The sequence below is a fragment of the Cohnella soli genome (assembly GCF_042655525.1).
GTDB classification, from domain to species: domain Bacteria; phylum Bacillota; class Bacilli; order Paenibacillales; family Paenibacillaceae; genus Cohnella; species Cohnella soli.
The window spans coordinates 1-20,406 of sequence record NZ_JBHSMI010000010.1; the positions used below are offsets into that span (position 1 = coordinate 1).

Below are 20,406 nucleotides of genomic sequence, written 5' to 3' on the forward strand. Positions count from 1 at the left end.
CAATATGTCCCGCCATTTAAGGTTAAATCTCCTGAATGACGTTAGGATAATGGATTTTCGAGGGTCATTCTTTGTGTCTACTCTTTCGATGCAAGGTCACCTTGCCGCACCCCGTAACCGACAAACTAAGCGCCAAAATGGCCAAAGCCGCCGTGCTTCCCCACTTCTTGCCCACTTTTTTCATACTTTCTCTCCTCCTGATAGGTCTATCTTTGTGTAGGGATGAGGTCCACCGTACTCGTTTTCGTTGCTTTTTCATGTGCAAAACCAATATAACAAATGAAAATCATGATTAAATACAACTTAATGTATTTGTTTTGTTAATTTTTTATGTTGTTTTTAGTTGTTTTTCGTTGTTGAAAAGTGTCGAAACGCTTTGCGAGCGCAGAGATGCAGGTTGGCAGTTTCATTATAGAGGCGAATATTCGGAGTTTTGTGTGTGGGTTGTTAACCGGTTGTAAACCTTGTGGCTGGTTGGCGTGTAAAAGTTTCCATAGAAGTGTGACCTGTCTCGGACTTGGAGCTCGCAGTAGCTAAACTTTCTATTGCTACGTAACCTACACTAGCCTCGAAGTCCGTATTAGCCAAACTTTATATAGTTAAGCGACCCACACTAGCCTTGAAGTCCGCATTAGCCATACTTTCCATAGCTACGTAGCCCGCACCGGCCCCGAAGTCCACATTAGCCATACTTTCCATAGCTACGTAATCCGCACCGGCCCCGCAGCTCCATGAATTGCATGCTGCTTCCGACAGAATCGAATCAATGATGCACCGCACCGACTACCGCACCACGCCACGCACAAAAACCTCCTGTAGACGCGCGATAACGCGTTCTCTCAGGAGGTTTGTCTCAACCTATGCATGCCGCAGTCGTTAAACTGCGCTAGCCACGTGGCCGATCGCCGCGATAAGCCTGCGCATATCTTCTTCGTGAACTTCTCCGATGTTGCCGATGCGGAACGTATCAGCCAGCGAAATTTTACCCGGATAGATGACGAATCCCCGAGATTTCAGCTGCTGGTAGAAGTCCACGAATGTAAAGGACGGATCATCCGGATAATAGAACGACGTAATGATTGGCGACTGCAGATCGTCCGGAAGCAGCGTCCGGAAACCGATTGAGCGCATGCCCGTCACCAGCGCGGACTGATTCCGACTATATCTTTCATATCGCGCCGCGACACCGCCTTCTTCCTGCAATTCGCACAACGCTTCGTAAAACGCACGTACAATATGAGTCGGGGACGTATAGCGCCATTTTCCACCGTTTGTCTCCATGTGATGCCATTGATCGTACAAGTCGAGAGACAACGATCTCGCCCGTCCCTTGCACTCTTCTAAACGCTCCCTGAGCGCGATAACGAAGCCGAAGCCCGGCACGCCTTGAATACATTTGTTCGCGCTGCTGATCAGGAAGTCGATTCCGATGTCTGCCACGTCCAGCGGTACGCCGCCGAAGCTGCTCATGGCGTCTACGATATAGATTTTACCGTGTTTCTTGGCAATACGTCCCGCTTCCGCGATCGGATTCAGGATACCGGTCGTCGTCTCGCAGTGGACCATGGCGACGTGTGAAATCGCCGGATCAGCCTGCAACGTCATCTCTAGCTTCTGCAAGTCTGGCAACGCCACTTCGCCGCTGTCCAGAACGACCGTATCGATTCCGAGGACGCCAGCCATCTGGGCTATGCGGTTGCCATAGGCACCGTTCACCATGACGAGCAATTTGCCATCCGCCCCGATCGCACTGCCGATAACGGACTCAACGCAGAACGTGCCGCTTCCCTGCATAAGCACGCTGGAATAGTCTTCAGTTCGATCGGTAGCAAGCGCAACGAGCCTCGCCCGGATTTCCTGCACAAGATCGTTGTAGTCGCGATCCCATGTACACCAGTCTTTCAGCATTGCCGCTTTTACTCGTTTGCTCGTCGACAGTGGACCGGGTGTCAGCAGCAAGTAAGGGTTGTCGTCTAACAAATTGATGTTCATCGTGTGGTCTCCTCGTATCGTGCGGCAGCCTGAGCGGCGTTTCTCGCGTTAATGTCTTCGATGACTGCAGGCAGGTCGGCTATCTGCTCAATGACGTAATGGGCGCCAGCCTTGCGGAACCGATCGGCCACCGCTTGCATTCGAGTTGCCAATTCGGCTTCCGGCATCGCAGCCACTTCGGCCTCGGACAACCCGAGCTCGCTGCTGCCCTTAATGACGCCAACGCTCCACATGCCCGCGTTCACGCCTTCGAGCACATCGCTCGTCGTATCGCCAACCTTCACCATTGCGGCCATCGGGTGCACGCCTAGCAGTTCCGCATTACGATAACACATCCATGGATACGGCCTTCCCGCTGCCACGTCACTCGGCGTAACAAGCGTATCGGGCGCATAACCTTTGCGTTTCGCTTCCGCCGCGACGACTTCCATCATGCCCGCTGTGTAACCCGTCGTTGAGCCGATTTTCAAACCGTCCGCCCGGAGCTTCACTACCACTTCGAGCGCGCCCGGGATCGGGTCCGTGTACGTCGCCAGATCGGCGAACAACATCGGCTCGAATTCAGCGTACAACTCGTCGACGTCCGCGTTCGTAGGTGCCCGGCCGAACTTCTCCCGCCACAATGCCTCGATCCGCTCCATTCGCAGCAACGCCTGAATATGATCCCACTTGAGCATGCCCATCGGAATCCGCGCTTCCTCCGCCGTAATCTCGATGCCTTTATTCCGGAAGACGTTCACAAAGACGATCAGTGGAGCGAAACATCCATAATCGACCATCGTACCCGCCCAATCGAAAATGACGCCTTGAACTTTTCCGTTGTATTTCGTTGTCATTTGCGCAACTCCCATCCGCCAAAATGTTGAATCACACTTTAATTATAATATATTTTGTTTTATTTAATTGTTTTTAATTGCGTGTTTGTGTAAAAAAATAACCATCAGGGACTCTCTGACTGGCCTTTGATTTTTGTCGGGGTCTCGAAACCCCATGTACACCCCGTCATATAGTTCATAATTGGAGAGGAAATTCAATAACGCCAAACAGACGTATATTTACATCTTGATCGTTTTCTGAGATCAATCTGCCAATATACGTCTAGTTCTTTTCGTGAACTGTCACCAATAGTTATTACTTTGAAGACACAAACTGTTTTCTTTTAATTGCCCCCCATGCATGGCGACCTTTTCTGAATTTGAAAATCCCTTCAATCCGAAACAAAATCGTAAGTTGCCTATACCCTAGATTCTCGAGTAAAGCGAAAAGAACCAAACGCATCGTATCCTTGAATGATGTATATTTACGGAAAGACATTTGCTCCAGAAGAATACTGCCCATAGATAAAGTTGTACCCAACAAAAACGCGGCAAAAAAATAAACAATGAAACTCTCGAATTCAAGCAACCCAAAAAGGTAGGCCATCGGAATAAAAATATAGCCGAGGAACTCCACCACCGGTCCCAAAAGCTCGAACAACCAATAGTACGGAAGCGTTAGCATTCCAACCGTACCGTATCTCGGATTCAGCAGCATTTTCCTATAGGCAAGCAAATTATCGAATAAACCGATCTGCCAGCGCCGACGTTGAACTCGCAGATCCTGAAGCGATTCCGGCGCTTGCGTCCAACATATCGGATCAGCTAGAAACTTGATTTTATATTTCCTTTTCTCATCTTTCATTTTCTTATGTAACTTGACGATAATATCCATATCCTCACCGATCGTGCCCACTTTGTAGCCGCCGCATTCGATGACGACGCTTTTATTGAACGCACCAAAAGCGCCGGAAATAATGAGAACGGAATTCAGCCTGCTCAAGCTGGTGCGACCAGTCAGAAAAGCACGCAAATATTCCACAATCTGGAATGAGGCTACTTTGCTTTTCGGTATTTTCATATCGATCAATTTGCCATCTTTAATAGTAGATCCATTGGCTATTCTTACGATTCCACCTACCGCCACTGTTTCGGGATTTTCCACGAACAGCATCGTAAGTTTGATGAGTGCTTCGTTCTCTAGGATGGAATCCGCATCGATACAAGCGAATATCGGGTACGACGAAACGTTGATCCCCACGTTAAGCGCGTCGGCTTTGCCTCCGTTGATTTTATCCACCAAAATAAGCTTCTCGTACTTTGGATTGCGGTAGATGCCCATTACTTCTTGTGTCCTCAAGCTCATCTTTACCGGCTGGTTTACTTTAACCAGATCGAATTCTTGAATGATTTTGTCTCGCGTCGAATCCTTCGAGCCGTCATTGACGATAATGATCTCGTATTCATAATAATTGAGCGCAAGCAAAGACTTGATATTATCGACGATCGTCTTTTCCTCGTTATACGCGGGGACGATGATAGAGATCGGGATCATGTTTTTGGAGTCGACATACCTTTTATAATCGGACGATTTCATCTTTCTCAAATAACCAAGCAAATCGACAACAGAGATCAGCATCTGCCCGTTATAGAACAGATTAATTCCAATCGTGTATAACATGCAGAATTCGCTGAAATACAGGATGAATTTCCAGAAAATATACACGTTTCTGCTCCTCTTCAACCGTATGGGATCCGTTACATTGACATCTCGAGCACTCCGACGATCGCTTCTCTCGCAAATCGATCATTGCCGTTAACGATCCGGTTTGCGTATTCCTTTCCACCGCTGATGGCGACGAGCGAACTGGCCGCATTTTGTCTGACCCACCATTCCTTATCATTGACGGCTTTGGCGAGAACGTCCAAGCATTGTTCCGTCCCAATCTTTTCCAATCCCTTGGCGGCTGCGGCTCTGACTTCCCATTCTTTGTCTTCCAACATGGCAATAAGGCATTGTTCGTTGCTCATGCCCTTGAAATCGGATAATGCCCGAATGCAGGCGATTCTCAGGTTTTTATTATTGCTGTTCGAGTATTTGACGAAACAATCGACAAGCTCCGCGCAACCTTTATCCGTGGCCGCCTTGATTAATATTCCTTTCATGTAATCATCGCAATAGTCGATCGTTTCTTTAACCAACTCCTCCAAAGAACCTCTAAATGCCGCAACCACTTCGACAACGGCCCTAAACGAAAGGTTAATATGGTTGGAGTTTTCCCGCAGACAATCAGACAAGCCTTTCAGATCGCCCATTTTGGAAAGTGCGAGCAGCATATTGTATATGACGTCGTTTTTCCGGCTATAAATGAGCTTGTACATCGACTCTTTCATCGCATCGATTCTTAAGTCTCCCGAGTATCGGCAGGCCAGAGATTGCTTGTATGTGATCTTGGATTCGAGCAGTTTCCCAAGATAAGTTACGATCTCCGTCTGCTCTAGGATCGCCGTCACGCGGCGGTGATTGCTCTCGAGGAAGTCGTCGCCCCGGCGAATCAACGATTTGATAAGCAGCTCTTTGTTACTATTGCTTTTCTCTACATAGCGCTTAAGTTTACCGATAGCGAGGCGTGACGACTCATCGCTGTTCAAGAAGATGTCGGAAAGCATGCCATTCAACGTATGATTCGTTTTGTTAACTGTAAGAAGGCGGATGTAAGAGTATAGCCAGGTGCATACGATAGCCACGAAAAATAGGACCGTCAATCCGAGCGAAATCCATAAAACAAATATAGGGTTATTTACCACGTGAGCCTCCTATTATTGTATGCTGAACGCCTCTTTTATGCTGTCATAGCTGGATTTCTGGCGTTGCTCGTATTGAGGAGCATCCCACGAAGACCAGGTAAATGTTTTATATCCAGACGACGTTACACTTTCGGGAAAATGATAATCAACCGCATTGGTCTTTTTGTCCATCACGACCAGAGATGCGACGACGCCATCTGTCATCCTCACGGTGAGCGTGTCTTTCTTGTTCTCCAATACCCCCGTCGTCTTATCGTCATTCAATACGAGCAAGCTGGACGGATCGGAGAAATTAAGCCTTGCCCAAGGAATCCTGATGTTTAGCGTGTTGCCCGTCAAATAAAATGCATTTGTACTGTTCTCGAACGGACCCGAAGTTAACGTAGAAATATCCTCGTAACGCGTGTCTAACTGTTTGCCGGACTTCGTCACGTACGATGCAGACAACTGTCTCGTAGCCTTTTCGAATAAACCCGTCGTCGAGACCATAGAAAAATAATGTCCCTTGCTTGCATTATAACTGGGAATCACGAGCAGCTCGGCTTTGGTCGGCTGCTGAATGCGGATGTTGAACTCCGCGCCGGACCAATTCTCGACGATGTCGGGCGCCAACATGTATTCCCCTCGCTTGCGGTCGAACGTGTCGAGATAAATCATAATGTTCTTCCGGGTCAAATCCGGAAATTTGCTGAATTCGGCCTTCACATAGAAATAGGATTCGTCCGCTGTCAGCGCCAATGTATCCAGCGGGTTCGACCCGCGAAGCGTCATCGCGTATTCGGACGGCGTCTTGGAAGCCATAGCTAGTATCCCGTAATTCTGGGAAGGGTCGTCAACATTATGCCAGAGTTTCCCCCGATTATATGGAATCATCAGAGAGGAACTGAATCGGTTGCTTTTCCCCCATTCGTCAGCCCATTCATAGATGAGCCCCCCCATCGCACCACTATCTTTGATGATCGACAACAAGGCTGTGATGCTATCGCCCTGATTTTTCTCGGACAATCCGCTACTTGTCGGCACTCCGAACTCGCTTACGAGAACCGGATATTTCTCTTGGCTCTTCACGAACTGAAGTAAATACTTCTTGTACGCCTCAAAGGATGGAGCGTCGGCTCCATGATCTTCTGCGAGCAAGCCCGGTTGATTCGGGAAAAGATCGAGCGCTCCGAATATTCCACCCTTTGCCCTATCACTCGCATCGATGTGCGCCATGCTCATCGCGGCATCGGTCTTCGCATCGGCCGGACTGTACTGAGAGCGATAGTTACGGTCCAACTCCGGGTTGCTTACGACTCCTACGGGGTGTTGCATGCCATAGTTTTGTTGTTCGTAACGATAGACCTCATCCAACACGGAAGCCAGCCACGCTTCAGTTCGCGTCGCGCCGGCACCGGCGGATACGAATTCGCCTGCATACGCGGTCGGTTCCGTCCCCACGTCCGTAACCGAGATAACATCCGGATTCCAATCCGGATCTACCAAGTATGCCAACAGGTAACCCGACACATCATTCATATATGTCGAAGTTGAGTTCCCTTTTTCGTTCGTCACTGTAGCATGACCATGAATCGCATTAATCGTAGTCTCAATTCTTTTGCGATATTCCGAACGGTATACGTCATCGATCGCGTGCTGCGGCGGGTTTTTCTGATCGGATACGATATTTTGCAATAAATACATTTTTTTCCCAGCATTATTAAAATTATATTCATCTAAAGCACGGTAGAAGACGGGCGGCATTAACGTGTATACTCTGATCGCGTTCGCATTCATACCAGCGATTTGGCTAAACCAATCTTTATAGAATGCCGGGGAATCGGGCATCTCGCCTTCGTTCTTGCCGGGTACTGTCGCACCGATGTTAACGCCTTTTACGTAAAGCTTCTGCCATGAACCATCACGAAAGACGGAGAAACGTCCGTCCGCGATTCGGGCTCCAAGTTTCGTGCCATCACTCGACACTTCCATATTCACGTCGGCATTCATGGATGATTTCACCGGTTTGACATCCTTCAATACCTTGGACATGAACGGCACGTAGAAGTGCCAGTAAAAATAAGACAAGTCTCCTTCGCTCTCCACGCTGAAATAACGATACAACATCGCCGCACCGACGAACTGGTTCAATTTTGTCGGACCCCTATAATCCGTAAAATCACCGGCGAAATAATAGGAATGCTTATGATTGACACGGTTATCGATAATAGCCGGGAAGCGTCGATCCAGTCCGAACGGTTTGAGCTGATCCGCACCCTCTTCCGTTAGATCCAGTTCGTACCAAGCAATGACCGAATCCGGATGTTCCGGTTGCACGATTTCGAACCAATTATAGTAATCAACCGTTTGAGTCTTATACGCATCCGCTGTATCCTTATCCATAGTGACCCGCAGCGACTGCCCTGTAAATCCGATGTCACGTTGCAGTACGACAATTCTGTTGTTACCTGCAATGACAATTCCCGCCCCAGTCAAGCTCCATTTTTTACCATATTGCTGCTCGTATGTCGCTTTTATCCAATTGGGAACGTCCTCTGCGGAGGATAGGTCAGAGAAAAACTTTCCGGCCAGTCCCGCAAACCTCACGCCGAATATTTCTTCTAATTCCTTCGCCACGCTTGGCTTTGTCGGGTCTCCTGCGATATTGTATTCGCCGATGACCGTTGTTCCCCGCTCGTAACTAGTCGAGATGACGCCAATCTCTTCCTTTGTCAGTCCAGATACGCCCTGACCTTCCTCACCGTTCGACTTAGAGTTACCAGTTCCGTACATATCTGAAAGGTAAATTACATCTGGCACCTCGCTTAGCGCCGAGAGAGGTTTATTCGTCAGTTTACCGTCAACCAGAAAATTCCCGTAATAGTCGGTACGAACATCGTATGAGCCCTTCGTGCCTGGCTGCTTGATTTTCAAATAATCGAGTAGCCAGAATAACCCACGCTGTTTGCTGTAATCCAGCTTCCCGCTCTCTCCGGACGCTTGCTTTACGAACGGAAACGTTTTATTAAGCACGATAATGTCCAATTTAGAACCGGATTTCGCCTGCCACCATATGAATGGAGTTAGTACAACAATGAACAGAAACACCAATAGGATGTAGCGGATTTTAAACTTTTTCTTCTTCATTGATCCATTCCTCATTTTCCGCCAGACCCTAATTCACGAAACCCCTTTTGTAAAATGAAATAGGATGGTTTCAATCTCTCATGGAAAGTTGGTGTGTCCCACTCGTTCCAATCGTAGGTCTGCATCGGCAAGTTTCTCACGCCTTGGGCAGTGCCATTCTTCAGCTTTTCGATTCCGATATGAAAGTCATCCGACTTCAAAGGAGTAATTTTGCCGCTCGCGAACATATCGTCGATAACAAACTTGTGAGATGGATCCATGACGTTGAACAACTGCCATGGGATTCTCATTTCCAGTTCGCCATCGCGATAATAGAAATCGCTCAATGAGTTGTATTCAGGACTTTCCGGATTGGCGATCCCGTATTGGAGCTTACCTGTTTCATACCCGGTGAACGGAACTTCAATAGTTGTCCCGGGGATATGAACTTTTTTGGTTATCGCTAATCTGATCGGATTAAATATTCCTGTATTTTTTCTCTGGAACGCATCGTCCTTCTCGATCAGATTGCTTTGCACAGCATAGCGAAAATAGTAGTTATCGTAATACGCATCGACTACCATTCGTGTGTCCGACTGGCCGTGAATTTGAAGAACGAAATCCGCCTGCTTGCTGAACGTCGTACCGAACTTTGCGTAACCGTCATTCCCTTGTCCGTTAATGGTGTCGATTGGAATGAGCAGCGTATCATTGTTGAAGTCGTAATCATCGGCATTTATTCTGAAATATACGTACCCCTCGTCGCTCTTCACGTATAATCGCACGCCATCCTGCGTTATCAATGGAGTATCGTGACTCCAATCTTCGACTCGGCCGTCCACCCTTACAATCGTGTCCGTGTTACCTGGGTCAAAAGCGAGTAATCCGAAATGCTGCTCGTTCGTTTGCGGATTGGACCAAAACGGACGGGAATCCGGCAAATCCAGATCGTTGTTGTTCCATGTCCGCTTAAACCATTCATCCTGCCACGCGAATACGATACCTCCTGCCAAATTCGCTGCATGAATGTCGTTAACCATATGGACCAACATTTCGCCTTGAGTCTTTTCGTCAATCTGTCCTTGATTGAATCCGGTAATCCTGTTTTCGTGCGCCTTCCCACGCGATGCCGGGATACCGAATTCAGACACGACAATCGGCATCGAATGCACCTTTTTTATATCCTCCAAATAGGCCAAGTATGGATCTGGCTTACCATCCGTACCTTTATATTCGATATAATCGGTCTGGTAGCTGAAGGAATCGGGATAGTATGGATATACGTGATAAGAAGCGAACATCCCCGGCTTGAAGGTATCGTGCCACTTCACATGCTCAACGTTTACTTCTACAATATCTTCATTTTTGTATGGTTCGTTCGGATGCTTCAACGGGTCAGTCGTCACCCAGTTGGAGAATGCAACGGGTCTTTGCATATTGTATTTCTGCGTTTCGTACGCAATGATCTTATCCCCTAACTCCGCCAAAAAAGCTTCAAAAGGCGAGGCATTCACGGTGTATAAATATTGTCCATCGTAATGGTTCCGATCCACATTATTCTCATTGGTACCGATCACGAAAGAAGGATCCCATTCGATCCCCAAGATCCACCCTGCAACGTATTCAGAGATATCCGTCGTATAAGTCCCATCCGCATAACCTTTGTGAACGGGTAAATCCTTATGGCCATGTAGAATATCGACGATTTCTTGCCCGCTCTTCACAACATCGTTCAGGATTTTGTTGTCGTTGCCAAACGCATCGTCAATCGTCATAATATCATTCTCGTTCACCCACACCCCATGAATGATGTAGAGCGGCTCTTTTCCCTCTTTTTCCATTTTCTTATTGAAATCATAGAGCGCATTGTAAAATTGCGGCCGTTGCGTTGTATACACCCTGATCATATTTGCGTTCATATCCGATATGTAACCGAACCATCGATAATATTCATCGTAAGTAATCGCAACTTCACCTGGAAAAGCACCAGGCTTGCCAGCGCCAATGTTGACCCCTTTGATAAATACGCGCTCCCAAACATTTCCTTTCAGAATATAGAACGAATTTTTATCCGTCCTGCTCATGTAGCGGATGCCTTCTTGCGATTGCATGGTCTGTTCAGCGGGAAGATGGCGAGACTCCAACTTTCGATACTCTAAACCTATGATTAGCGCAATAATCAGTAAGCAGCCCAATATGATAATAGATTTATTTTTTTTCGACGAAATTTTCATCATGTTATAACCCCCAAATCATCATTTTATAGGCATAAATACCTGATGTCAATGTAGAAACAGCCCCATTTTAGGACCAATGTAGTGGAATGATTTAACAACAAAAAAGCACCCTAAACAGGACCTAAACAGGGTGCAAATAACTTCTATTTTACTTCATCGCAACCCAGCTATCGTAGTAGTGAATCGCAATTCCATCAAATGCGGAATGCTTTCGGTGGTACTCATAGAGACGCTGGAGTTGCCGATTCATCACTTCTTTGCCTTTCCCATAAAAAGTGATAAATTGATACGCATCCGCTACTTTTCCGGTCTCCACCGCTATCGTTCCTCGAACTTTATACTTTTCGAAAAGTTTCATTTCCGCAGCGGCAACACTAATAATTCCATTTTCCCCCTCTACGCTATCCCGGTAAGCCATTATTGTCATTTTCTTGACGTAATGGCATAGCCATTCCGCCAAGTTTCCTGAGCCGTATTGGTTATCATACTTTACTCCGTAAAACCAGAACGGAATGTCGATACCGAATTCCAATTTAAGCTTGCTTGTCTGCATCTTAAATTTCTCGATCATTAATTGATAGTTGCCTATATACTCATCCATGTGCTCTTCATAATGTTCATTTTCGTAAGGCTCGACATCTAAATGAACTCCTTGAAATCTTTCCTTACTCACAGACGTATTCTGATATCGGACCAACCAGTCCAACATATTTTGCTGGAGCTCCTCGCCGCCGTCGGTCACCCACTGCGGTGCGCCATCCAACGCTTCGACCTTAATTCCATTAAAAGTCGCTTTGCCAATAAATTTGCGATAATACTCGACATCAACCGAGAAATCTATTTGTAATAAGAGAAACTTAACATGGCGATCAGCTAAATCCTCTATTACCTTGTCCGGAGAGTCGACAATTTTGGAAGCGTCCCATAGCCAGGTCGATAACTTAGTTTCATTCTGATAAGAATACGTAACGTCTGCCCCCTTGGCAGTTGTGGCACTCATTAAGTTTAACAGAAGCATAACAACGAAGCAGATCGACGGAAACAACTTCTTCATTACTGCCCCCCCCCCTTCCATTTTGCGCCAAAACAAAAACACAGTTCAGAGTATTGCCGAACTGTGTCGATATTGCGCAAAATTGACGGAAAGGAACATCGTCGATAGTTTCGCACTCTTCGTTCGGCAACTGGCTGCCATAGGTTGATTCACCCTTAGGCCCTGTAGTTTTGCGTCCCTGCCATTTCAGCAGGTTTGCTATTATCGTGAAGCTTACTCAAACTATCATAGCCGAGTAACATTTATCTGTCCAACAAATATTTAGTTGATCGTTGTCTGCCTAAACCGTCGCCAATCCAGCGCCGCCGCCGAATTGCGCGGCGCTCAAGCGCGCATATGTGCCTCCTGCCGCGATCAATTCTTCGTGCCGGCCTTGCTCGGCGATGCCTTCTTCCGTCACGACGACGATGCGGTCGGCATGGCGAATCGTCGCCAGCCTGTGCGCGATAATCAGTGTTGTCCGATTGTGCGCCAGCTTCTCGAGCGCTTGCTGGATCATCGTCTCCGTCTCCGTGTCCAACGCGGAAGTCGCTTCGTCCAGAATAAGAATCGGCGGATTCTTCAGGAAGATCCGCGCGATCGACAGCCGCTGCCGCTGACCGCCGGACAGCTTTAATCCCCGCTCCCCGATGAACGTGTCGAGCCCGTCCGGCAGCGCTTGAATCATCGCTTCCAGATGTGCCGCCCGCGCAGCTTCCCAAATTTCTTCCTCTGTCGCCCCAAGTCGCCCGTAGGCAATATTCTCGCGGATCGTTCCGTTGAATAAGAACACATCCTGCTGCACAATGCCAATCTGGTTACGCAGCGACTGCTGCTTCATCGCCCGAATGTCGATGTTATCGATCGTGACCTCGCCTTCATCGATCTCATAAAAACGCGGAATCAAGCTGCATAACGTCGACTTGCCCGCACCTGACGGACCGACTAACGCAAGCGTCTCGCCGGCCCGCACCTTCAGATTGATGTCCTTCAGCACGTGGGAATGGTTCTCGTAGCCGAACGTCACGTTGTTGAACTCGATGTTGCCTTTCAGCCGCGGCGCATCGATCGCATCGTCAGCGTCCTTCACGTCCGGCTCCGTATCCATCAGCTCGCAGTATCTCCGAAAACCGGCCATACCCCGAGGATACAACTCCAATAGCGCATTGATTTTCTCGATCGGCTTCAGAAAAATGTTCACGTACAGCAGGAACCCGACGAGCTCCCCGTACGATAACTTGCCTTGATAAGCAAACCACGCGCCGCACACAAGAACGACCAGCGTGATCACCCGTGTCAACATGTAGATGCTCGAGCCGCTCAAGGAAATCGTAAAATAAGAACGGAGTTTCGCGCGTCTGAAACCTTGGTTGTTTTTCGTAAAACGCTCCAGCTCGAACCCTTCGTTGCCGAACGACTTGACCACACGGATGCCGGAGATGCTGTCTTCGACTCGCGCGTTCACGTCGGCGATCTGCTCGAACATTTTGGTCGCGGCGTTGTTCAGCTTCTGATTGAAGTACACGATAATCCACGCCAGGAAAGGCACGACGATAAACGTGATCAGCGCCAGCTCCCAGTTCACCATCATCATAATGCCGAACACGCCGACAAGCGTCATGAGCGCAATGAACATATCCTCCGGCCCATGGTGCGCCATCTCGCCGAGATCGAACAGATCGTTCGTCATTCGGCTCATAATCTGGCCTGTCTTCGTATTATCGAAGAAACGGAAGCTGAGCTTCTGCACGTGCTGGAACAGTTGTCGGCGCATATCCGTCTCGATGTTGATGCCAAGCTTGTGACCCCAATAGCTGACAACGAACTGCATCAGCATGCTGACAATATAGAGCGCCATCAGGCCGACGCACACCCACGTAATCAGCCCCCAATCTTTCGTTGGAAGCAAATCGTCGATCATCCACTGAACCCCGACGGGGAAACCAAGCTCAAGCAACGCGACCAATATGGCGCAAGTGAAATCCAGTGTGAAAAGTCCTTTGTACGGACGGTAAAAAGCGATAAAACGGCGAATCAAGTGAGGCACCTCGCAATACGATAGTCTATTCTCGATCGTACGCGATGGCGGAATCGATGTCTATACCCGTGATTCCCCCGGAGTTCCAAGTCGTCAATCTGAGCGTTACTTTCCGGTAGTCGAGGGCGATGAACGGATGATGATTCATTTCCTCGGCAATAACCGCCACCCGATCCACGAAAGCGACCGCATCCATGAACGTTGGAAAAAGCCTCCGGCGCACGATCCACTTGCCTTCTTCGACCCGCCACTCCGGCAGTGCGGCGAGTTGTTCCGCCAACTGCTCTTCCGTTAATAAAGGATGTTTGCCCATGTCTACTCCTCCTTGTATGAAGACGATGTCGGCCAACGTGGTCTACAAAACTCGGGCAAAGCCGCTCACGCGGAAGCCATCGTCCGATTGCGCCCCGCCCGCTTGGCTTCATAGAGCGCCCCATCCGCAAGTTGGAACGTCGTGTCGAATGATTCGCCGGGTTCGGAACAAGCGCCAATGCCGATCGACACCGTGATCGGCCGGCCAGTCGGGCTAATCGCATCTTCTACCCGCCCACGAACCCGCTCCGCCAGCAAAGTGGCGCCTTCCAGCTTCTCGCCCGGCAGCACGGCGACGAATTCTTCGCCGCCGATTCGGCAGACGAGATCCGTCTCCCTGCACTCCGCTTTCAGAATACTCGCCAGATGGACAAGCGTGTCGTCTCCTATCTGGTGACCGTATTTGTCGTTCACGCTTTTGAAATGGTCGATGTCGATCACCATGAGCGCATACCCGGCGCTATCGCCTTCGCGCGCTTTCAACCATTCATCCAACCCCGTCCGGTTCGCAAGCCTGGTGAGACGATCGGTTCGCGCCTGCAAGCTCATCTCGTCCGCCTGATGCTGCAGACCCTGCACCGCCGTCATCATCGCGCGCGCCAAATGATGCGCCTCATAGTTCCAATGGCTCTCGAACGGCGGACGCCCCGCCCGCTCGCCTGACGCAATGCTTCTTGCGACCGCGGTCAGCCTCGCGAAAGGCGCCGCCATCTTACGAGCCATCCAAAGGCTAAGCAGCAAGAAAGCCGCGATGAGCGGCACGCTCCATTTCAACTGCGTCGATATGAACTCGCGCTTCGCTTTGTCCACGATGAAGATAGGCGACTGAACGACCACGCCCCAACCGAGATCGCCGACGCGTAAATAGCCGACCAACGTCTCGACCCCGTTCCCGTCAGCCAACATCGCCGAGCGCGGCACGCTGCCGCTTCCCTGACCAGGAGGTTCTCCCGGTCTTCCCGGAGGCTCATCGAATGGGCTCATCGGCGCAGAACGATCCAACGGACCATCACCCTGTCCTCTTCCGTCCTGCCCCGGCCCTTTCGTCCGCTCGTGCGTCTTTCCCGGCGATGCAACAAGACCTTCACTCGCTCCGTCGGACTCTGTGTCCCCTCCACCGAAGGTTTCCAGCAATGCCTTCGCCGGTATCACTTCCCCGGCGCGGTCTGCTTGAGCGCTCATCATCAACTCACCACTGCGGTCGACCAAATAAGCATACGTGCCCGGATCGCTCTTGATCGTATGCGAGAACATGTCGGAGAATACATTCGCGATCTCCAGGTCGACGAGGCCCGCGATGTAGACGGCCGTCCGCTCGTCTCCCGCTTTCATGGGGTGCAATGCAAGCACGACGCGATGACCGCCCGGCGAGACGAATGGCGCGGACATCCAAGGGCCTATTTCGTGTCCCGTTAACGATATCCCCGTCTCTACGCCGAGCCGATCGCCTACCGCGAAACCCGTACCCAGCGTCGAGACGAGCACCTCGCCTTCCCCGTCGACAAGCAGCGATCCGTTAAAGATACCGTTGCCCATCAGCAATGCACCGAGCGTCCTTCCTTCTCCGTCGAGAGGCAACTCTTCGTCAATGATATAACGTCCTGTCCCGCCAAGCTGTTTAAACATCAACTGCTTAATCGTATTGGCGGCAATCGCAAGATTGCGCGCCGCTTCGAAATTTTTTTGCCGTGTCGTCCTCATAATCGTCTCGTTCTGATGTTGGATCGACACGACTGTCAAAATCGCCGTCGACCCAATTAACGTAAAAGCGAGAAGCCCCACAAGCAAACTTTGTATTTTAAACCGGCCCTGGTGCGCGATGCGCTCCGTTTGGTGTTCCATGCGGCACTCCCTCTGATCGTTGCGATGTAAACGAATATGACATCATTCGACAACGCCCTTCGAAAGTCCTGCCCGGATTGGCACCGTCCGCTAATCCAACCTTTCCAACACCCCGTACTTGCGACGATATCTTTCGAGGACAGCGATCCACGACGGGCCGAACGTGAGGATAAAAAATAAGTTCGCCGACGCATGAATGACTTCGAACGGAAACCCGGTTACGTACTTCGCGAACACGGACGCCCATGAATGGGTTTGCGCCCATTGATCGATCGCCAGCGTCAGATTCATAATCCAGCCGTACAGGAAACCCCAAGCCACGCCGAAAATAGCCAGCGGCAGACGGCGGCGCCTAGCCGGGTTACGGTGAGCGAACAAACCCGCCGTATAGCCGACCATCCCCCATGCGAACATTTGCCACGGTGTCCAGGGTCCTTGCCCTAGAAACATGTTGGACACGAGCGCCGTCGTCGCCCCAACCATCCAGCCCGCTTCCGCGCCGAACACGACGCCGGAGACGATCACGACAAACGTGACGGGCGTAAAGCCAGGAAGCAGCGTCGCAAAAGGAATCCGGCTCACCGTCGCCACCGAAGCCATGACGGCGATCAGCATCAGCTCGCGGGCCTTGCGTTCCTTGCGCTCGAAGCGGAGCAGGAACGGGATCATCGAGAGCAGCACGAGCACGATGCCGATGAGCAACGAGTTGCCGCGCTCAATCGAGATATAAGATAAGACAAGGTAGATGATTGCAATCGGTAGAATTAACCACCGGATCGGCTTGGAAGCTTTCATCGGACGGTAGCCCCCTCCAACGCGAGCAACCGGTGAAGCGGCGTTGCATAGAACAGATTCCCTCGGAAAAAGGCTTCCGGTTCGCAGTCCGCCACGATCTCCCCGTGGAACAACAACGCGCATCGGTTCGCATACGCTGCCGCGAATTCGACGTCATGAGTCGCCATCGCAAGCGTTGTCCCCTCTTGATGAATCTGTCGCAGATGCTCTCCCAAGATTCGTTTGGCTAGCGGGTCGAGCCCCTTCGTCGGTTCGTCCAGCAACAGCAGCTTTGGTTTGCCTAGCAGCGTAATCGCCAGCGCGCCGAGTTGTTGCTCGCCGCCGCTCATGTCGTGCGGGTGTCGGGAGAGTAGATGCGCGATGCCGAGGCGGTCGGCCATCGCCCGGGCGGCCACCTCCGCCCGTCCGGCCTCGCCGGCCCCGGCCCGCGATGCCGCATGGACAAGGTCGCCGAGCAGGCTGTCGTGCGCATAGTGAAGCACCGGATTTTGCGCCAAGTAACCGATCTCGGCGAACCGCTCTTTCGGCTTCAGCCTGGCGAGCGACTTGAGCGTCTTAGCCGGGCACGCCACGCTGCCGCGCTGCGGTTCCCGCAAGCCGGCAAGCAGTTGCAGCAGCGTCGACTTGCCGCTGCCGTTGCCGCCGAACAGCGCCGTCCAATCTCCGGCGCGCACGTCCCACTCCAGCCCGCGCAGCACGGCGGGCGACCGCTTGTCGTACGCGAAGAATAGCTCTTTTGCGATAAGCAGCGCGGGCGAGGGGCTTGCGGCAGCCTTGGCGTGAGCGGCTGGCCGGGCCTCTGCGGCGGCGCTCGTCAGCCAACCGCGAGCTTCCTTCACCGTTAGCGGCGGCCGGGCCGCCGCCGAGGTGTTCGCCTCAAGCGCCCAGCGCGTAATGGAAGGCAGCGCGCTCGTCCAGGCGTCATCCGCCCGCCGCCAAGCTTCGCGGACGAACTCTCTCGCCTCGCCGTCGAACACGATTCGGCCTCTTTCCATGCGCACGACTTTGTCCGCGAGAGGCAGTAAGTCGTCGATCCGGTGCTCGCTCATGATGACGGTAATGCCCCACTCGTCGTTAAGCCGCTTGATCATGCCGAGCAACTCGCGCGCGGCAAGCGGATCGAGCTGGGCGAGCGGTTCGTCCAGCAACAGCACCCGAGGACGGAGCAGCAACGCAGCGGCAACGTTCACCGTCTGCTTCTGACCGCCCGACAGCTCGTCGGTTTTGCGCCCGAGCAGCGGTTCCAGACCGAAGAACCCAGCCATCTCGGCCATGCGGCGCCTCATCTCATCCCGCTCGAGGCCGAAATTCTCCATGCCGAACGCCAGCTCGTGCTCAACCGTGTCGACAACGAGCTGATTGTCCGGATTTTGCATGACCAGGCCAATAGTAGCCGCGAGCTCACGCGCCGGCCATTCTCCGAGCGACAGACCTCCGAACTCGATACTCCCTCCGATCCGGCCCCCAGGCGACACTTCTCTTTTTAACAGCCGCAGCAACGTCGACTTCCCGCTTCCGGAAGGACCGCACAAGACGACGAATTGACCGGCCGGGACGGAGAGGCTCGCTTCCTCCACCGCGGGCTCCGCCGCTCCTGGGTAATAGAAAGTCAAGTTCCGTAATTCGAGATAAGCCATGCCCTGCGATCCCTCCATTCCCAGCCAAGCGGCATCAGTAAAAAGACAATATAAGCGGCTAAAGCGACGCCGTCACCTATAGAAAGCGCGAATGCACCAAGACGCGGATAGATGGTCATAAAACCGTGGCCGCCCGCCCACGCCGCAAACAACGTCATCGCGCAGACCACAAAGCCGACGAGCGTCGCCCAGTCCCTCGCCCGTAGCCGATAAGCCAAGTACGAGCTGCGTTGCCCAGTTCCGTATCCACGTGCTTGCATCGAATCTGCCGTCTGAAGCGAGTCCTCTAACGTCCACGACAGCAAAGTGCCGATTAGTCGAGCGCCGTTATGCGCCCGTGCGGAGGGCGAGCCTTCTGTAACAGTTACTCCCCGCGTCCTCTGAATAAGCATGAGCTCCTGAAGACGACGGCGAATGCGCGGCACGAGCCCCATCGCCATCATGGCGACCAGCGCGGCTTTCGGGGATACCCGGGAGAACAAAAACAGAAATTTCTGCTCCGTCATAACCAGTCTGTAGGTCACGAAAAACGTCAGCAAGTTCAGTAACGACAGCGCAAGCGTCGCTCCGTATACGACCGATTCCAGCGTAATCGGAAGATCGCCCCAGTAAGTCAGCACCGTTCGCCCCCGGTGGGAGATCAGCGGATTTATCGCGGCGACAAGCAATACGCCGATCGACATCGGAATTGCCCATTTCCGCCATTCTCGTCCACCGTCGAGATGCAGGTTGACGACGACCGCACACGCCCAAGCCGCAAGCAAAACGATGGGGTGAAATAACAACATGCCGAAGGTTACCCCTCCGGCATAATAAACGAATATAACGATCGGATGAAGCGATCGGAAACCGAAACCTTCCGTCATGGTTTTTTCTCCTTGCCTTCCTCGGCTTCCGCATCCTCGGACACATAATACCACTCCAGCCGGTCGCCCGTCTTAAGCCGATAGGCGCCCGCGCCGATGTCGGCGACGATGCCGTTAACGCGATATTTCCAGCCGCTCGTCGGCCCGTCGTCGAACTCGAACAAGCCGTCTATGCCTTCTATATATGTCATCGCTCCGCTGCCACGGATGCCGAATGCAAGCCGATGGGCTTTCGCCGCTCTTTTCAGAACGCTTGCTGGCGTATCCCCTTTGCTCAGAACGACGGTTTCCGCCTTCAAAATCGTCCCCCATTCCGCGTTGCCCTCGATCGAGATCGTAACAACATCGGCCTTGGAAGTTTCTTCAGGCGGTCGCCCGTCTTTACCCGTCTGCGGGCTCGCGGACGGCTCGGATGGCTTGGCGGATGCGGCTGGCGTCGAAGATGGCTTAGACGACAGGTCGGACGGTGTGTCAGATACGGCTGGCGTCGAGGCAGGCTGAGACGGTCCGGCTGCCTTTGGCGGAGCTTCCCCCGAGGAGGAGCCACTCGCCTCCGACCCGTCAGGAGACGTCGCAGCGGAGGAGGAAGACGCTGACGGCCCCTCCGACTTCCCAGTTTGCATGGATTGTTCAACCGGCATTGACGAAGCAGACGACGATAGTTCACCCGACTCGACCGCCGCGCCTTGATTGCCACCTCCGCCACAACCCGAGATACCGATCATAACGGTAACCATCAAGACCAGCGCAAGCGCTGCCGACCGCCGCCTGAACATGAAGTTCCTCACACGTTTCTCCTCCTCTCCGACGAAGTATCCGTAACGCAACCCCGTTCGGTTCAGCACCTTACTGGATAAATCCTTTTATTTCTAAGGTATTTCAAGAAACTTAGCATTCTTACTGGAAAAATACATCTATTCAGCAGC

14 protein-coding genes and 1 riboswitch are annotated in these 20,406 nt (G+C 51.6%); all 14 genes read right to left on the reverse strand.

From position 1 onward, the window contains the following. Positions 1–876: 876 nt before the first annotated feature. Complete coding sequence (gene phnW / locus ACFPOF_RS05640) at positions 877–1,992, reverse strand: 2-aminoethylphosphonate--pyruvate transaminase (protein WP_378130462.1); 1,116 nt, start codon at positions 1,990–1,992, stop codon at positions 877–879. Then, on the reverse strand, positions 1,989–2,828 hold the full coding sequence (gene phnX / locus ACFPOF_RS05645; protein ID WP_378130463.1) for a phosphonoacetaldehyde hydrolase: 840 nt from the start codon (positions 2,826–2,828) through the stop codon (positions 1,989–1,991). Before phnX ends, phnW begins: the two co-directional genes overlap by 4 nt. 295 nt (positions 2,829–3,123) lie before the next feature. After that, positions 3,124–4,533, reverse strand: a complete 1,410-nt coding sequence (locus tag ACFPOF_RS05650) for a glycosyltransferase family 2 protein (RefSeq protein WP_378130465.1) — start codon at positions 4,531–4,533, stop codon at positions 3,124–3,126. Between the two features lie 32 nt (positions 4,534–4,565). After that, positions 4,566–5,615 carry a HEAT repeat domain-containing protein gene (locus ACFPOF_RS05655; RefSeq protein ID WP_378130467.1) on the reverse strand — a complete coding sequence of 350 codons (1,050 nt, stop codon included), beginning with the start codon at positions 5,613–5,615 and terminating at the stop codon, positions 4,566–4,568. A 12-nt stretch (positions 5,616–5,627) separates the two neighbouring features. Next, the gene (locus tag ACFPOF_RS05660; RefSeq protein WP_378130469.1) at positions 5,628–8,741 is read right to left on the reverse strand and encodes a hypothetical protein; all 3,114 of its coding nucleotides are present in this window, start codon (positions 8,739–8,741) and stop codon (positions 5,628–5,630) included. An 11-nt stretch (positions 8,742–8,752) separates the two neighbouring features. Further along, entirely contained in the window at positions 8,753–10,957 is a 2,205-nt protein-coding gene (locus ACFPOF_RS05665) for a family 2 glycosyl transferase (RefSeq protein ID WP_378130470.1), read from the reverse strand. 148 nt (positions 10,958–11,105) lie between these two features. Next, positions 11,106–12,011 (reverse strand): hypothetical protein, encoded by a 906-nt coding sequence (locus ACFPOF_RS05670; protein ID WP_378130472.1) that lies wholly within the window; start codon positions 12,009–12,011, stop codon positions 11,106–11,108. Positions 12,012–12,133: 122 nt separating this feature from the next. Next, a riboswitch (cyclic di-GMP riboswitch) is annotated at positions 12,134–12,221 on the reverse strand. Between the two features lie 70 nt (positions 12,222–12,291). After that, on the reverse strand, positions 12,292–14,028 hold the full coding sequence (locus tag ACFPOF_RS05675) for an ABC transporter ATP-binding protein (RefSeq protein ID WP_378130474.1): 1,737 nt from the start codon (positions 14,026–14,028) through the stop codon (positions 12,292–12,294). A gap of 25 nt (positions 14,029–14,053) precedes the next feature. Beyond that, the gene (locus tag ACFPOF_RS05680; protein WP_378130476.1) at positions 14,054–14,341 is read right to left on the reverse strand and encodes a 4a-hydroxytetrahydrobiopterin dehydratase; all 288 of its coding nucleotides are present in this window, start codon (positions 14,339–14,341) and stop codon (positions 14,054–14,056) included. 65 nt (positions 14,342–14,406) lie between these two features. Beyond that, positions 14,407–16,182 carry a sensor domain-containing diguanylate cyclase gene (locus ACFPOF_RS05685; protein ID WP_378130478.1) on the reverse strand — a complete coding sequence of 592 codons (1,776 nt, stop codon included), beginning with the start codon at positions 16,180–16,182 and terminating at the stop codon, positions 14,407–14,409. 90 nt (positions 16,183–16,272) lie between these two features. After that, on the reverse strand, positions 16,273–16,977 hold the full coding sequence (locus ACFPOF_RS05690) for an ECF transporter S component (RefSeq protein ID WP_378130480.1): 705 nt from the start codon (positions 16,975–16,977) through the stop codon (positions 16,273–16,275). After that, on the reverse strand, positions 16,974–18,614 hold the full coding sequence (locus tag ACFPOF_RS05695) for an ABC transporter ATP-binding protein (protein ID WP_378130482.1): 1,641 nt from the start codon (positions 18,612–18,614) through the stop codon (positions 16,974–16,976). The genes ACFPOF_RS05690 and ACFPOF_RS05695 overlap by 4 nt, the downstream gene beginning before the upstream one ends. Beyond that, the gene (locus ACFPOF_RS05700) at positions 18,587–19,480 is read right to left on the reverse strand and encodes an energy-coupling factor transporter transmembrane component T (RefSeq protein ID WP_378130484.1); all 894 of its coding nucleotides are present in this window, start codon (positions 19,478–19,480) and stop codon (positions 18,587–18,589) included. Before ACFPOF_RS05700 ends, ACFPOF_RS05695 begins: the two co-directional genes overlap by 28 nt. After that, on the reverse strand, positions 19,477–20,268 hold the full coding sequence (locus tag ACFPOF_RS05705) for a DUF4430 domain-containing protein (protein ID WP_378130486.1): 792 nt from the start codon (positions 20,266–20,268) through the stop codon (positions 19,477–19,479). The genes ACFPOF_RS05700 and ACFPOF_RS05705 overlap by 4 nt, the downstream gene beginning before the upstream one ends. Positions 20,269–20,406: the final 138 nt, after the last annotated feature.

Excerpts from the sequence above, each read along its gene's own strand:
- phnW (WP_378130462.1), bottom strand. The coding sequence starts at position 1,992 with ATGAACATCAATTTGTTAGACGACAACCCTTACTTGCTGCTGACACCC.
- phnX (WP_378130463.1), bottom strand. The coding sequence starts at position 2,828 with ATGACAACGAAATACAACGGAAAAGTTCAAGGCGTCATTTTCGATTGG.
- ACFPOF_RS05660 (WP_378130469.1), bottom strand. The coding sequence starts at position 8,741 with ATGAAGAAGAAAAAGTTTAAAATCCGCTACATCCTATTGGTGTTTCTG.
- ACFPOF_RS05665 (WP_378130470.1), bottom strand. The coding sequence starts at position 10,957 with ATGATGAAAATTTCGTCGAAAAAAAATAAATCTATTATCATATTGGGC.
- ACFPOF_RS05670 (WP_378130472.1), bottom strand. The coding sequence starts at position 12,011 with ATGAAGAAGTTGTTTCCGTCGATCTGCTTCGTTGTTATGCTTCTGTTA.
- ACFPOF_RS05680 (WP_378130476.1), bottom strand. The coding sequence starts at position 14,341 with ATGGGCAAACATCCTTTATTAACGGAAGAGCAGTTGGCGGAACAACTC.
- ACFPOF_RS05685 (WP_378130478.1), bottom strand. The coding sequence starts at position 16,182 with ATGGAACACCAAACGGAGCGCATCGCGCACCAGGGCCGGTTTAAAATA.
- ACFPOF_RS05690 (WP_378130480.1), bottom strand. The coding sequence starts at position 16,977 with ATGAAAGCTTCCAAGCCGATCCGGTGGTTAATTCTACCGATTGCAATC.
- ACFPOF_RS05695 (WP_378130482.1), bottom strand. The coding sequence starts at position 18,614 with ATGGCTTATCTCGAATTACGGAACTTGACTTTCTATTACCCAGGAGCG.
- ACFPOF_RS05700 (WP_378130484.1), bottom strand. The coding sequence starts at position 19,480 with ATGACGGAAGGTTTCGGTTTCCGATCGCTTCATCCGATCGTTATATTC.